The following is a 14,159-nucleotide window of genomic DNA, read 5'->3' as shown; positions in this document are numbered from 1 at the left end:
ATCTTGGCTTCCCGGCGTTGCCGGGAGGCGGACCGCAGGTTGTTGCGACATTCTATGCCGCCTTGCGCGACACATCCTGGCTTATCGACTTCGTTGTATTTTCAGGGTCGCGGACGCCAATCTCGATGCGACGCGGCTTGAGTTCTTCGGGCACCTCACGCACGAGCTCGATGGCGAGCAAACCGCAGTTCAGCGTCGCAGCCTTCACCCTTACGTGGTCGGCCAGCCTGAAGGCCTGTCTGAAATTACCTATCGCAAGGCCTTGGTGGAGAACTTGCCGCTGCTCTGGATCGGGCTTCTTGCGTCCGGTAACGCACAGTTCGGCGCCGTTCTGCACGAGTTCGAGCTCGTCTAGGTCGTAGCCTGCTACCGCCATGGTGATGCGGTAATTGTTCTCATTCTTCTTTTCAATGTTGTAGGGAGGCCAGTCCGAGCGAATGCTGCTGTCGAGCATGTCGAAAAGACGGTCGAAGCCGACCGTCGTGCGGTAAAGGGGTGCAAAATCCACGCTTCTCATATCCATATCCTCCGAAAAGCAACATGGGACGCCGCAGGTGTCGCGACGCCTTTTTCATTGAGCCGAAGCCTCGACGCGAAACGATCTGGGAACGGCCAGAAATCTCTTCAAGAGGGGTCCCAAAAATTTTTTGATGCTAAGTTGCCATGCAAGAACAGTGGCTTGCGGTAGTTTTGCCGCACGACCCTTTCACTCTTGCAACAGCAGGATCTGCCCCGAAGCGGTCTATGGCCCGAGACTTCCGCGATGGTCGGGGCGCCGATACCGATCCCACGGACTCGGCAGAAGTATCCCTATGCAGTGTCGCCGCGCACGTCGCCATCCGTCGCGGACGTGGGGCGAGATCGGCTGTGCCTACGCTTCCTCGGAAACTTCGTTCATCATGGACTTCAGCGGCTCCTCGCCGACATTGTCCTCGATCTGGTCGTGTCCAGGCGTGTCCGGCAGCGCCTTGCGGAAATTCCTCGCATAATCCGGCGGCATCCTGGGCGGCATCATTGGCTCATAGGCGTCCACGACGGCCTCGATGATCACCGGTCCCTGCGTGGCGAAGGCCGCCTCAAGCACGCCCTCGACCTCTTCCGGCCGCGAGACGCTGTAGCCGATGCCGCCCATGGCCTCGGCGGCCATGGCGAAATCGATGGGCTGCAGCTCGCAGCCGAATTGCGGATTGCCAAGGAACATCATCTGCTCCCAGGCGATCTGGTTCAGCATGCCGTTCTTGAGCACGAGGACCTTGAGGGGAATGCCGTGCCGTACCGCGGTCGAGAATTCGCCGAGTTGCATGGCAAGCCCACCATCGCCAACCACTGCGAAGATAGGCCGCCCCGGAAAGGCAATGCCGGCGGCAATCGCATAGGGAAGGCCGCAGGCCATAGAGGCGAGCGCTCCAGAAACCCCGAATGCCTGTCCGGCCTTCATGTCGATGTGCCTGGCAGCCATCTCGGTATTCTGTCCTGAATCGGCTGCCAGGATCGCGTTCTCAGGCATACGCCTGCCGAATGCCTTGACCACGAGTTGCGGCTTCAGCGGCACATCCGGCTTGGCTTCGGATAATGCCATTGCATCGCGCCAGCGGGTCATTTCCTGCCGCGCCTTTTCCAGGAAGGAGCGGTCGCTCTTGCGCTCGAGGCGTTCGTTGAGAAGACGCAAGGTGTCGGCGGCATCGCCTACGAGCCCTGCCTCGACGGGGTAGCGCAGGCCGATCCTCTGCGCGTCACGGTCGATCTGGACGCCGCGCGCCTTGCCGGGTTCGGGATAGTATTCGATGTAGGGGAACGTCGATCCGACAATCAGCAGGGCGTCGCATTCGCTCAGCGCATCCTGCGAGGCGCGGGTGCCGAGAATGCCGATGCCGCCAGTCGTATTCGGATGGTCATCAGGGAGCACGGCTTTGCCGAGCAGCGCCTTGGCGACGGGCGCCGCCAGCAGGTCCGACGCGCGTTCGAGTTCTTCGCGTGCGCCGAGTGCGCCGCGCCCGGCCAGGATAGCGACTTTTTTCGCCGCATTGAGAATCTCAACCGCCTGGTCGAGCTGGTCGGCAGCCGGAAGCCGGCTGCCTTCGAACCATCGATCGGGGGTGTGGGAGGGCCGGTTTCGCTTCGAGCGGTCCGCCTCGGGCAACTCGTTTTCCTGTACATCGCTGGCAATCGACAGATGGGCGACGCCGCGCCGGGCAAGAGCCGAGCGGCAGGCGAGACCCGCCAGGTTTTCCATGTGGGCGGCATCGGAGACCTGCGCGTTGAAGATCGCGACGTCGTTGAAGGCGCGGGTCAGGTCGACGTCCTGCTGCGTAAAAGTCTCGATAAGGTCGTGGAACTGCATGCCGGTGATGGCAAGCACGGGAGCCTGGTCGAGCTTGGCGTCATAGAGGCCGGTAAGGAGGTGTGTGCCCCCCGGTCCCGAGGTGGCCAGGCAGACGCCCAACCTGCCGGTCCATTTGGCATAGGCGCAGGCCATGAAGGCGGCAGATTCCTCGTGCCTGACCTGGACGAACCGGATGCGGTCCTGACGGGTGCGCAACGCCTCCATGATGCCGTTTATGCCGTCGCCCGGCAGGCCGAAGACGACCTCCACTTTCCAGTTGATCAGCGTGTCGACGAGGATTTCGGCGGCATTGGGCATGGCGGATTTCCTTTATTGAGCACGCCGGCCTCTCGAACCGAGAGGAGGTTCAGTGTTTCGTATCGGGATCGGGACAGAGCTGCCGTACGTCCGCAGGCAGCGAGGCGCGGACCTTTCTGATCTGGCCGGGGTCGATATGATGAAAGAGGACTTTGAAGACCGATTGAACCGCAGCTTTCGGGTCGACGGGACGCGTATCGTCCATGCCCTGCTCAACGGGGCCGAGAAACTCTTCCAGGGAACGGCTCTTTTGCGGCATGCGTGACGGCTCGAACTGCTCATAGTAGGTGCCGCGCACGAGCAGCGGCAACTGCGCTCCAAGATGCGAAGCCATGTCGACCGGAAGCCGGTCCCTGACGGTGCGCAAGACGACGCCGAGCAGGTGCCAAGCGAACTGGCGATCCTGTCCGTGGTCGGCCATGATCTCGTCCAGCCAGACATTGGTGGTTTGGGTGGTCTTGTCGAAAATCTCGAGTCCGGTAGCGCTCATCGCCGCCTCCTCAATCGAATCGCTCACCCGCAAAACCCGTCGGCAAAACCATCGGTGGCAGGGAAAGTTTCATGCCCGGCCGAAATTTCTTCGCTTCGGCAGTTTACGCGAGACGCTGCACCGGCTGTCGCAGTCGCTGTCCGACAATCACAACGGCCGGAGCGTCCGCAACGTGATCGAATAGCGATGCTCTTTCACCGGCGGTATGCTGTGCTCCCACTCGGTCCGCGAGGCGCCCGCCATCAGATATGCGGATCTCGGCTCGACCGTGACGGTTTCGCGGTCCCATTTCGCACCGTTCCTGCGGCGCAGGCGGAAACTGCACGCAGCCAACAGCGACACTCCGGCGACAATGCCGAAGTGCGGCTTGTCGCGATGCCATCCGATGCCGGCGCCCGGTCGATATTCGTTGATCAGGACCTGCACGAAATCGGTGGCAGGCAGGCCGGCAAAGCCGGCTACCTTGTCCCTCAAGGGCAGCAAGAAACCTGGTATGGGCGGCGCCTCCATCACCTGGCGCCGCTCATAGTCGTAGCGCAGGCCGAAGCCTGCCACGCGCCTATTGGCGAGAATGGCTGGAAGGGCAGGCTCTCGAGCTCCCGCACCAGTTCAGCTTCCTGCGCCGGCGTGATCAGTTCGGGCCGGTAACGAAATCCTTCCGGCAAGCTGTCGGGCGCACCAAAGAGGTCGTCCTGGCGAGGGTCCGTGGGATTGCTGGATCCGGGCGATGGCATCGCCTTTAGATGGTGAAATCCGCGGCTGAGGCAAGATTTCCCCGGCCGGCTGCGTGGGGCGGCTCGCATTTGATGGGAACCTCGACTTCGCTGTCGGATTATTCAATGCGGGCGGCACGCATCGTATTTCAACCAGCTTTGCCAAGGAGAAACTCGTGCGGGCAATGCGTAGCCGGCCTGAACAAGGAGAGCTCGATCTCATCGACCGTTATTGGCGGGCGGCGAATTTTCTGTCGGTCGGACAGATCTATCTGATCGACAATCCGCTGCTGAAGGAGCCGTTGCGGCCGGAGCACATCAAACCTCGCCTGCTTGGCCACTGGGGGACCACGCCCGGGCTGAATTTCATCTACGTCCATCTCAATCGCATCATCAGGCAGCGTGATGCCGACGTGATCTACATTTGCGGCCCAGGCCATGGTGGACCGGGGATGGTCGCCAATACCTATCTCGAAGGGACCTACAGCGAAATCTATCCCGAGGTCAGTCGCGACGAGGATGGGTTGCGCAAGCTCTTTCGCCAATTCTCCTTTCCGGGCGGCATCCCGAGCCATGCCGCCGCGGAAACGCCGGGGTCGATCCATGAGGGCGGCGAACTCGGCTATGCGCTGGCTCACGCCTATGGCGCCGCGTTTGACAACCCGGACCTCGTCGTGGCCTGCGTGATCGGCGACGGCGAGGCGGAAACGGGCGCGCTGGCAGCCTCCTGGCATTCGAACAAATTCCTCAATCCGGTCCAGGACGGGGCTGTCCTGCCGATTCTTCATCTCAACGGCTACAAGATCGCGAACCCGACGGTGCTCGCCCGGATCGAGGCGCAAGAGTTGCGGAGCCTGCTGGCTGGATATGGCTATGAACCTTTTTTCGTCGAAGGCGACGAACCCCGGGCGATGCACCGGCTGATGGCCGAAACGCTCGATACGGTCTTCGATCGGATCGATGAAATCCAGAAGGAAGCGCGCGAGACCGGCAGAATGGACCATCGTCCCCGCTGGCCGATGATCGTGCTGAGAAGCCCGAAGGGCTGGACCGGCCCGAAGGAGCTGGATGGCAAGAAGGTCGAGGGTTTCTGGCGCGCGCATCAGGTGCCGATCACCGACCCGCGAAACGATGCAGGCCATCTCGCAGCTTTGGAAAGTTGGATGCGCGGCTACCGGCCCGAGACGCTTTTCGATGAAGCGGGCAGGTTTCGAAACGAGCTACAGGCCCTGGCACCGGATGGCGAGCGGCGCATGGGCAGCAATCCACATGCCAATGGAGGGATGCTCAAGCAGGAGTTGCGATTGCCGGATTTCCGCCACTTCGGGGTCGCGGTCCCGAAACCCGGCGGCGCAAGGGCCGAGGCGACGAAGCTCATGGGAGCGTTCATCGAGGAGGTCATACGGCTGAATGCCGATGCCCGCAACTTCAGGCTCATGGGGCCGGACGAGACATCGTCCAACAGGCTGGATGCGGTGTTCGACGCGACCGAGCGCGTCTGGATGGAAAAGATCGAGCCTTATGACGAGCATCTGGGGCGCGACGGCCGCGTCATGGAGGTGCTGAGCGAACATCTTTGCCAAGGCTGGCTGGAGGGATACCTGCTGACCGGCCGGCACGGCCTCTTCTCATGCTACGAGGCGTTCATCCACATAGTCGATTCCATGTTCAACCAGCACGCCAAATGGCTGAAGGTCTCGCGTGAACTTGCCTGGCGGCGGCCGATCGCGTCGCTCAACTATCTGTTGACCTCCCATGTGTGGAGGCAGGACCACAATGGTTTCAGCCACCAGGATCCCGGCTTCGTCGATCTCGTCGCCAACAAGAAGGCGGACATCGTGCGCATCTACTTCCCGCCGGATGCCAATACGCTGCTCTGGGTCACGGATCACTGCCTGCGAACCTACAATCGGGTCAACGTAATCGTTGCCGGCAAGCAGCCGGCTCCCCAGTGGCTGCCGATGGACGACGCCATACGTCATTGCGAGGCCGGCATCGGGATCTGGGATTGGGCGGGAACCGAGCGTGGAGGAGAGGATCCCGACTTGGTGATGGCCTGCGCGGGGGACGTGCCGACGCTGGAGACACTGGCCGCTGTCGACCTTCTTCGCCAGGCGATACCGGATCTCGCGATACGCGTCGTCAATGTAATGGACCTGATGGCGCTGCAACCCAAGGAGCAGCACCCCCACGGCCTGGCGGACGCGGAATTCGACAGGCTGTTCACGACCGCCAGTCCGGTGGTCTTCGCCTATCACGGCTATCCCTATCTCATTCACCGGTTGACCTACAAACGGGCCAATCACGACAACTTCCACGTCCGCGGCTTCAAGGAGGAGGGCACGACGACCACGCCCTTCGACATGGCGGTGCTCAACGAACTGGACCGTTTTCACCTTGCCATCGAGGCCATCGACCGGGTGCCGGGGCTGAGCGCCACGGCAGCCGATGCGAGGGCCCGATTTGCCGACGGCCTGAGCGAGCACACGCGCTATGTTCGCGAACATGGCGAGGACATGCCCGAGATCCGGAACTGGGCCTGGCGCGACAGGGCGGGCGCTGCGGATGATTGAGGCCGCGCCCGCCGGGGAGCGCCGCTCGTGACCAGCGCAATACTCACCCTCAATGCGGGCTCGTCCAGCCTGAAGTTCGGCCTGTTCGAAGCCGGATCACAGGAGGGATCGGTGCTCACGGTGAGCGGCGCGTTCGAAGACCTGGATGACGAGCCAAGCCTCGTCGCCAAGGACGCGTCGGGCAAATCCATCGTCAAACGCTCCGTCAAGCCCGCAAGCCCGCCCGTAGAGGTTCTCCTGCGGGACTTGTTCGATGTCCTCGATCCGTATCTTGCGCAGGCTCCGCTGAGCGCCGTCGGCCATCGCATCGTCCATGGCGGCGAGCGGTTTTCGGCTCCGGTCGTGCTGACCGACGAGATCATCGAGGCACTCGATGCGCTGACGCCGATGGCACCGCTCCACCAGCCAGCCGGCCTGGCGCCGGTTCGCGCGATCTCCAAACTGCTGCCGGGCGTGCCCCAGATCGGGTGCTTCGACACCGCCTTTCACCGCACGCTGGAGCCGCCCGTCAACCGCTATGCGCTGCCGCGCGAGTTCGAGGAAAGCGGGATCCGCCGTTACGGCTTCCACGGCCTTTCCTACGAATTCGTCGCAGGCCAGCTGCAGGCGCTTTCGCCCGGACTCCGGGGCAAGCGTTGCGTGGTCGCGCATCTCGGCAGCGGATGCAGCCTGTGCGCCATGCGCGAAGGCAGAAGTCTCGACACCACCATGGGGTTCACCGCGCTTGACGGGTTGATGATGGCCACGCGGCCGGGCGCCATCGACCCCGGCGTGCTTCTCTACCTTCAGCAGGCGCGCGGCATGTCCGTGAAAGAGTTGGAGACCTTGCTCTATCACAAGTCCGGCCTGCTCGGCGTTTCGGGAGTGTCGGCAGATGTGCGGACCTTGCTTGGCAGCAAGGATCCTCGTGCGGCGGAGGCGATCGATCTCTTCACGTTTCGGATCGCCCGCGAGATCGCGGCGATGGGAGCCACGCTCCAGGGTATCGAGGCGCTGGTGTTCACGGGAGGGATCGGAGAGCATTCCTGGCAGATCCGTGAAGCGGTTTGCGAGCGCCTGCGATGGCTGGACGTGTTGCTCGACGCGAATGCAAACCGGTCGGGAAAAGGGCGGATCACCGGCGAGGGCAGCGCGGTCGATGTTTACGCAATCGCCACTAACGAAGAATTGATCATCGCCCGCCAGGTGCTGGCGACCGTGCCGATCTGACCGCTGAACTCGGTCCGCGGCGACCCGCCGGGACCATCAGGCAGGAACCTCCGGCCTTGGGGATTGTTTATGGGCCAACCAAGAGTTGATATGGAAGGACTTCCTCATGGCAAGGGAGAATCCGGCTTCCACGGCCAGCATCGCCGGCCATCCCATCCATCCGATGCTCGTGCCCATTCCCATCGCCTGCTTCGTCGGCGCATTGCTGACGGACCTGAACTACTGGCGGACGGCGGAGATGATGTGGGCGAATTTCTCCGCCTGGCTGCTGACGGTCGGGGTGATCGTCGGCGTCCTAGCCGCCATTGCCGGCTTCACTGACTTCCTGGGCGATCGCCGGGTGCGCGCACATAAAACTGCGTGGCTGCACATGCTGGGCAATGCGCTGGCGGTCATACTCTCCTTCTTCAACATGCTCATACATACCCGTGATGCCTGGACCTCGGTCCTGCCGACAGGCCTGATCCTGTCGGCGCTGGTGGTACTCATCCTGATATTTACCGGCTGGCTGGGCTGGGCCCTTGTCTACCGCCACCACGTGGGAGTGGCCGATGAAACCGTTTGATCGATCCGGCAAGCGACGCGCTTATGGTACAGGGCTTGCGTTCCTTTGCTTTGCCACGCTCGGCGCCGCGGGCTGCAGCGACGACGCCGCCGACCCAAGCACTCAGATCGGCCCCAACCCGAATTTGCCGGAGATAAAGCAATATCTGTTCCCGCCGATGCATCTTGCATCCGTCGTCGGTTGGAAGAAGGACGAAACGCCGACGGTAGCGCAGGGCCTGCAGATCCATGCGCTGGCGACCGGGCTTCAGCATCCGCGCTCGCTCTACATCCTGCCGAACGGCGATGTGCTGGTCGTCGAATCGAAGGCCCCGCCGGAACCGCCAGCCAAACGGCCGAAGGATATCGTGATGGGCCTGATCGAATCGCTTGTCACCTCGGGCGGCGATACGGGACCGAGCAACCGCATCACTTTGCTGCGTGACAGAAATGGCGACGGCGTGCCTGACGTCCGGGATGTGTTCCTCGATCACCTGAATTCGCCCTTCGGCGTCGCCCTGGTGGGAAACGACCTCTACGTTGCCAACACCGACGCGATCATGCGCTACCCCTACAAGCCAGGCGACACCAAGATCACCGCGCCGGGCGTCAGGTTGACGGAATTGCCGGGCGGTCCGATCGATCATCATTGGACCAAAAGCCTCGTCGCCAGTCCGGACGGTTCGTTGCTCTATGTCGGGGTGGGTTCGAACAGCAACATTACCGAAAACGGCATCGGCGCGGAAAAGGACCGCGCCGCGATCTGGCAGGTGGACAGGGCCACCGGGCGATCGCGCATTTTTGCCACCGGATTGCGCAATCCGAATGGCTTGAGCTTCGAGCCACAGACCGGAGCACTCTGGACTGTCGTCAACGAGCGCGATGAACTTGGGCCAAATCTGGTTCCAGACTACATGACATCGGTGAAGGATGGCGGCTTCTACGGCTGGCCGTACAGCTATTACGGCCAGCATGTCGATCCCCGGGTAATGCCGCAGCGCCCCGATCTGGTCGCCAAGGCGATCGTTCCCGACTATGCGCTGAGCTCGCATGTGGCACCGCTGGGCATGGCCTTCTACACCGGAACCAGCCTGCCGCAGACATATCGAGGCGGCGCCTTTGTCGGCGAGCACGGCAGCTGGGACCGTCCCGGGCTGAATGGCTACAAAGTCGTCTTCGTGCCATTCAGCGGTGGCCGTCCCAGCGGCATGGCTCAAGACGTCGTCACAGGTTTCCTCAACGACCAGGAGGAGGCGCGTGGTCGGCCGGTCGGCGTTGCCATCGACAAAACCGGAGCGCTGCTGATCGCGGACGATGTCGGAAACACAGTGTGGCGCGTCACACCCTCGGGGTGATGATCGCTGCTTCAGGCATGTCGCTCTCCCGCCGGTCGGCATCAAGCTCGGTCCGCCTTCGTCCCTTTGGCAGGATGTCACGAAATATTATGTGAGGGAACGTCGGCGCCGAAATCTGCATTCTCCGGGGGAGACGACCGTCGTCTCGAAGTTGGATTGAAAGGAGAATTACCATGCCCAATCAAGGTGGTAGCCACGAGCAACATGTGAAGGCGGGCCAGCAGAGCCACAAGAACACGGAAAACAAGAACCGCCAGCAGCAACAGGCCGCAGGCAACAATGAGCGGCAACAGGGCGACGGCTCCAACATGCGGGGCGGCTCGCACGAACAACATGTAAGAGCGGGCCAACAGAGCCACAAAAACCGCTAGGCATTTCAGCCAGGCGCGCTGACGCTCGCTCCGTATCATGACATGAGAAAGGTCCATCCCGAGGAATCGGGATGGGCTTGTGTCTACCCCGGCTCAAGGTCAGTCCGCGGGAGCAGTGTAACGGCGGCCAATGGCCTCGGCGATGGCCGCGCGGCTCTCCTGCATGTCCGTGCCGGTATCCGTTTCTATGTCCGCCACCTCGTCGGCGAGGTTCTTGTCCTTGATCTTGCTGCGGAACCATTTCGAATAGTCGCCGGCGCGCAGGTGATGTTCCCAGGTGCGATCGTCGATGCCTTCTGCGATGTGAAGGAACATCATCAGGTTCTGCGCTTTCAGGTTAAGCGCTCCGTCCGGCCCCCGGAAATAGAAGCTGTTGTCGCCAAGGTCGCCCTCGGCATATTTGCGCATGTGCCGCTTGCGAACCTGGCGGGGCCGTTCGACCTTGACCGTCCTGATCGGCTCGCCCGATGATCGGTTCCAAAACAGGACCTCGTCCTTTGGCGGCGGCACGGCGCCGTCGGGAACGTCTATGCCGGTGGCGGCACAGAAGCTTGCGACGATCTTGTCGGCTTCCGGTCCAAGCGCCAGGACGGTTTCGACGCCAGCCAGGACGTCGCGCGAAACCAGATCGGGGTGCACGGTGATCAGGATGGTCGCGGGGAGGCTCTTGGGCAGCGCGAAAGACGCGCCGTCACGGGCCTGGGGCAAAAGATGATGCGCCTCATCGATGATCAGCCAATGCGGTCGGCCGGTGCGCGCGCGAATGCTAGCCATGTCCGGCAGCAGCTTGGCAAAATTGCCGGGCCGTTCGGCGGTCTTCAGCCCCAGCATGTTGACAGCGACATTGTTGGTTGGCTTGGACAGAAGATCGAAGACCTCACGCGAGATCGGCGGGGTCTTGGCGTCGCCAACCACCACCACATTCTCGAGTTCCTGATAGTCGCCTTCGGGGTCGAGAACGCAAAACTGAAAACCCTTCTCGACAAAGCGCTCGGTCAACGCGGTGGCAAGCGTGGATTTGCCGATGCCGGATGTGCCGGCCAGCAGCACGCCGCCGCCATGCGGTGAAAGGTGCACCTGCGCGCCCGATATGTCGGTTCCCACTTCCACATGTTGGCGAGCCGTCTCCACGAAGCCGGCATCGCGCGATATGAGCTGTTCGATCAGTTCCACCACGCCGGCACCTCGAGGGCTGGCTGTGACGAAATCCGCCGTCTCCTTGACGGTCGGCAACGCGTTGGCTACGGCGACGCCGAAGCCGACGGCGCGCAGGAATGCATGGTCGTTCTCGGCATCGCCGACACCGACGACGTTGTGGGCGGAAAACCCCAATTCCTCGAGTGCGCAGGCAAGGCCGGTGGCCTTGTTGACCCCGCTTGGCAGCACCATCACCGCGCCCTTGTTGAAGATGATCTCGAGCTCAAGTCCAAGCTCCTTGATCTCCGACAGCACGGCGGCTTCCTGTGGTTCCCAAGTGGCCACGACGCAGCGTCCGACCGACAGCGGCGCGACCCCGCGACGCTTCAGCCGGTCGACGAATTCAGCCGGGGGCGCCGGCGCCAAAAGCCGTTCCTTCTTCGAAGCGGGCGTATAGATCAACGCGCCGTTTTCGGCGACCACCCTGTCGAAGATGTCGAGTGCCGGAAAGACCCGCTCAAGATCGGCAATCTCGCGGCCGGTCACCATGATCAGCTTGCGGCCCGTCTGCTTCAGCCGTTCGAGCGCAGCATAGGTCGCATCGGAGACGACCCCGTCTTCGGCGAGCGTGCCGTCATAGTCTGTCGCTAGGGCAAGAACATACATCCTGGATATCGTCTGCGCTTGAAACCAGACACCCCGATCGCCCGAAGGCAGCTTTGGCTGTCCGGGCTAACGATGCCGAATGGCGATGGTTCCATGCAGGGAAACGGCCCATGCAACCATATTGAAACCCGGGACTCTGCGGGTAATTTTGCCCGTTGCGCCCGATTTCCTTCAGGCCGCAACGCGACCATGGCGGAACCAGGCAGGGTTCCCGCTGTTAACAACGCGGGCGATCAATCGGTTGCCGATGTGTGGGAGCCATGCGTGCCATGATCAACGATCCGTTGCCGGGAACTGTTCCGGCATCCCTTCCCGCGATCGACGCAAAGGCCGCCCCGACGCTCAAGAACGCCGAGGCGGAGGTGTTCTATACCGAAGCCATTCGCGAACTCGCCGCCACCGACATTCCTTTCCTTGTCGCCGGAACCTATGCGGTAAGCGCCTACACCGGCGTCATCCGTCAGACCAAGGATCTCGATATCTTCTGCAAGGCAGGCGACTTCTCGCGCATCCTGGCCCATTTCAAGCAGCTCGGCTACGCGGTCGAAATCGAGGACGACCGGTGGCTTGGAAAGGTCTTCAAGGGCACGCATTTCTTCGACATCATATTCGCCTCGGCGAATGGAACGATGCCGGTAAGCGACCAGTGGATGGAGCATGCCCGCCAAACCGAACTGCTGGGAAGCCGGGTGAGGATCGTCGGCCCGACCGAGCTCATATGGTCCAAATGCTTCATCCAGGACCGAGGGCGTCATGACGGGGCGGACATCGCCCATACGATCCTCAAGGCGCAGGACCAGATCGACTGGCACAGGCTGCTCTCCTACCTGGAAGTCCACTGGGAAGTGCTGCTGATGCAGATTCTCAGTTTCAGATGGATCTATCCGAGCGAGCGCGACCGCATCCCCACATGGCTGCTTGACGAACTGCTCGACCGCCTTGCCAAGCAGCGCCAATTGCCTTCCCCCAGAATGAAGATCTGCCGCGGGCGCCTGCTTTCGCAGACCGATTACGAAATCGACGTCAAGGAATGGGGCTTCGCCGGCGTCGGCGGTACAGGAGAATTTCGTGATGGCTGAACGGACCGAAGACGCTCCGGCGATGGAGGGCACCGCCACGATCAAGGTGGCGGCCGTTGGCGACCTGCATGTGAAGGAGGACGCCCAGACATCGTATCGCGATCTCTTCGGCGAAATGTCGCGCGAGGCCGATATCCTCGTTCTTCCAGGCGATCTGACCAATCTGGGCAAGCCCCGCGAAGCCGAGATCCTCGCCGAAGACCTGCGCGCCTGCTCTATCCCGGTGGTCGGCGTGCTCGGCAACCATGATTATGAATCCGGTGCGGTCGAGGACGTCGCGGAAATCCTGCGTCAAGCGGGCGTCCATCTCCTCGACGGGCAGACGACCGAAATAGAGGAGGTCGGTTTTGTCGGCGTGAAAGGGTTCGTCGGGGGGTTCGGTTCACGCATGCTCGGCTCCTTCGGCGAGCCGGCCATCAAGTCGATGGTCGCCGAGAGCGTCAGCGAGGCCATGCGGCTTGAGAACGCGATGCGCCAGGTTCGCGCAAAACGCACGCTTGTCATTTTGCACTACGCTCCGATCGTCGAGACCATCGCCGGCGAACCCCTGGAGATATTTCCGTTTCTGGGCTCGTCGCGGCTGGCGGAAACGATCGACCGGTTCCAGGTCAGTGCTGTCGTGCACGGCCATGCGCATCGGGGAAGCTATGAGGGCCGCACGCCCGGCGGGGCGAGGGTCTACAACGTCGCCATGCACGTTTCCAAACCGACCGGCCGACCCTATGCCTTGCTTGAAATCTGACGGAGTCGGACGCCGTCCCGACGGTCAGCTTACCGCTTTGATAGATTTTGCCAGTTCTTCGAGCTTGTGCGGATCGTTGCCGTGACGGCGCACGAGCTCGCGTGCCTGATTGGACGGCAGATCGGCTGTCGCCACCAGTTGCCGGACCTGTTCACTGTCGACCGCGACTTGGGGCAAGTTGCTGCCGGAAATTCTCTCGTCACCAGCCATCGTCTTTCTCCTCGATCGATGCCGAGACAACGGATTGGAAAACCGTCCGGTTCCGAAAGACGGGGCTGAAGTCGACCGGCGGATCCGATCGGCAGCGCGCCGTCTCGATCCGTGGCGGCAAGGCCGGAGGCGACCGCGAATTGGCGATGGAACAAATGACGCCGGCCAGGAGTTGCGTCCCGAATGAAGGGAGGTGATCCCGATGCCAAACCCAGGAAAACCAGATCCCAATCGCGACGTGCCGATGCCGGCGCCGACCTGGAAGCCCGAACCGATCGAGGAGCCTGATCCGGAACAACTCCCGGACGAGACGCCTCTGCCCAATCCCGACGAGAACGAAGAATCGCCGATGCATGCCGGGAGCCGCGTCGTCTGAACGTGCGACGCATGAGATCCCGATCCCGTGGCAATGGAACGTCTTGGGCCGGCG

General features: G+C 62.2%; 13 protein-coding genes and 1 pseudogene. 8 read left to right on the top strand and 6 right to left on the bottom strand.

Going from position 1 to position 14,159, the window contains the following annotated elements; genetic code table 11:
- Positions 1-52: 52 nt before the first annotated feature.
- From FJ949_RS13205 to FJ949_RS13190, 4 genes and pseudogenes are all read right to left on the bottom strand, one after another.
- Complete coding sequence (locus FJ949_RS13205) at positions 53-517, bottom strand: Hsp20 family protein (RefSeq protein WP_140496161.1); 465 nt, start codon at positions 515-517, stop codon at positions 53-55.
- Between the two features lie 354 nt (positions 518-871).
- On the bottom strand, positions 872-2,641 hold the full coding sequence (locus FJ949_RS13200) for a thiamine pyrophosphate-dependent enzyme (protein WP_140496160.1): 1,770 nt from the start codon (positions 2,639-2,641) through the stop codon (positions 872-874).
- Positions 2,642-2,690: 49 nt separating this feature from the next.
- On the bottom strand, positions 2,691-3,131 hold the full coding sequence (locus tag FJ949_RS13195; protein ID WP_140496159.1) for a DUF2267 domain-containing protein: 441 nt from the start codon (positions 3,129-3,131) through the stop codon (positions 2,691-2,693).
- 147 nt (positions 3,132-3,278) lie between these two features.
- A pseudogene (locus FJ949_RS13190) lies at positions 3,279-3,865 on the bottom strand (alpha-ketoglutarate-dependent dioxygenase AlkB).
- Between the two features lie 164 nt (positions 3,866-4,029).
- Here FJ949_RS13190 and FJ949_RS13185 point away from each other — a divergent pair.
- The 5 genes from FJ949_RS13185 to FJ949_RS13165 all read left to right on the top strand — a co-directional run bounded on the left by FJ949_RS13185 (position 4,030) and on the right by FJ949_RS13165 (position 9,895).
- Entirely contained in the window at positions 4,030-6,417 is a 2,388-nt protein-coding gene (locus tag FJ949_RS13185; protein ID WP_140496448.1) for a phosphoketolase family protein, read from the top strand.
- A 27-nt stretch (positions 6,418-6,444) separates the two neighbouring features.
- A complete protein-coding gene (locus FJ949_RS13180) occupies positions 6,445-7,626 on the top strand; it encodes an acetate/propionate family kinase (protein WP_140496158.1) in 1,182 nt (393 codons plus the stop codon).
- A gap of 106 nt (positions 7,627-7,732) precedes the next feature.
- Positions 7,733-8,191, top strand: coding sequence for a DUF2231 domain-containing protein (locus tag FJ949_RS13175; protein WP_140496157.1), 459 nt, complete (start codon positions 7,733-7,735; stop codon positions 8,189-8,191).
- Positions 8,178-9,524, top strand: a complete 1,347-nt coding sequence (locus tag FJ949_RS13170) for a sorbosone dehydrogenase family protein (protein ID WP_140496156.1) — start codon at positions 8,178-8,180, stop codon at positions 9,522-9,524. Before FJ949_RS13175 ends, FJ949_RS13170 begins: the two co-directional genes overlap by 14 nt.
- A 173-nt stretch (positions 9,525-9,697) precedes the next feature.
- Positions 9,698-9,895 (top strand): hypothetical protein, encoded by a 198-nt coding sequence (locus FJ949_RS13165; protein ID WP_140496155.1) that lies wholly within the window; start codon positions 9,698-9,700, stop codon positions 9,893-9,895.
- A 99-nt stretch (positions 9,896-9,994) separates the two neighbouring features.
- On the opposite strand, the gene FJ949_RS13160 is transcribed toward FJ949_RS13165, so the two are convergent.
- Positions 9,995-11,698 (bottom strand): HAD family hydrolase, encoded by a 1,704-nt coding sequence (locus tag FJ949_RS13160; protein ID WP_140496154.1) that lies wholly within the window; start codon positions 11,696-11,698, stop codon positions 9,995-9,997.
- A gap of 269 nt (positions 11,699-11,967) precedes the next feature.
- On the opposite strand from FJ949_RS13160, the gene FJ949_RS13155 reads away from it, so the two are divergent.
- Together FJ949_RS13155 and FJ949_RS13150 are read left to right on the top strand one after the other, a co-directional pair.
- Complete coding sequence (locus tag FJ949_RS13155) at positions 11,968-12,777, top strand: nucleotidyltransferase family protein (protein ID WP_140496153.1); 810 nt, start codon at positions 11,968-11,970, stop codon at positions 12,775-12,777.
- A complete protein-coding gene (locus FJ949_RS13150) occupies positions 12,770-13,519 on the top strand; it encodes a metallophosphoesterase (RefSeq protein ID WP_140496152.1) in 750 nt (249 codons plus the stop codon). The genes FJ949_RS13155 and FJ949_RS13150 overlap by 8 nt, the downstream gene beginning before the upstream one ends.
- 24 nt (positions 13,520-13,543) lie before the next feature.
- Here the strand turns inward: FJ949_RS13150 and FJ949_RS13145 are convergent, their stop codons facing one another.
- Positions 13,544-13,729, bottom strand: a complete 186-nt coding sequence (locus FJ949_RS13145) for a hypothetical protein (RefSeq protein WP_140496151.1) — start codon at positions 13,727-13,729, stop codon at positions 13,544-13,546.
- A gap of 202 nt (positions 13,730-13,931) precedes the next feature.
- On the opposite strand from FJ949_RS13145, the gene FJ949_RS13140 reads away from it, so the two are divergent.
- The gene (locus tag FJ949_RS13140; protein ID WP_140496150.1) at positions 13,932-14,105 is read left to right on the top strand and encodes a hypothetical protein; all 174 of its coding nucleotides are present in this window, start codon (positions 13,932-13,934) and stop codon (positions 14,103-14,105) included.
- Positions 14,106-14,159: the final 54 nt, after the last annotated feature.

It is taken from the genome of Mesorhizobium sp. B2-4-1 (assembly GCF_006442185.1).
In the GTDB taxonomy this organism is placed as follows: domain Bacteria; phylum Pseudomonadota; class Alphaproteobacteria; order Rhizobiales; family Rhizobiaceae; genus Mesorhizobium.
This window is presented reverse-complemented; position numbering and strand designations above follow the sequence as displayed.